Raw genomic sequence first — 574 nt, forward strand, 5'->3', positions numbered from 1 at the left:
GGTGTGGTGGGTCCGTCGGTGTGTGTGGGGGGTCGTTCGGAGCTGGTGGACTGGTCGGCTGGTGAGGTGGAGCTGGCCGAGGGGTTGCGGGAGTGGCCGGTGGGTGCTGATGGGGTGCGTCGGGCGGGGGTCTCGGCGTTCGGGATCAGTGGGACGAACGCGCATGTGGTCGTGGAGCAGGCCCCGGTGGTGGAGGAGCCGGTGGTGGGGGCTGGTTCGGGTGTGCTGGGTGGTGCGGTGGTGCCGCTGGTGCTCTCGGCCCGCACGCCCCAGGCACTCGCCCGACTCGCTGCGGCCACGGCCGACACGCTCGCCGGCGAGGATGCACCGGTCCTGGCCGACGCCGCGTGGACCCTCGCGACGGGGCGAGCGCGTCTACCGCACCGCGCGGTAGTCACCGTCGAGGCCGCCAACGCCTCGGCGCGACTCCGCGCGCTGGTTGACGGTGTGCCCTCGGCCCACGTGGCTGCGACGGACACGTCCGGGACGAGGTCCGTCGCCGAGGGCCCGGTGATGGTGTTCCCGGGTCAGGGGGCGCAGTGGGTGGGGATGGCGTCGGGTCTGTTGGGGGTGG

1 protein-coding gene is annotated in these 574 nt (G+C 73.9%); it reads left to right on the forward strand.

What is annotated here, in order from left to right:
* Window positions 1-66: 66 nt before the first annotated feature.
* On the forward strand, window positions 67-574 hold a 508-nt coding region (locus AC3WRM_RS18420; protein WP_492270939.1), incomplete at its 3' end, for a CurL C-terminal domain-containing protein.

This window comes from Aeromicrobium sp. EU05-FHT14F07 (assembly GCF_058790455.1).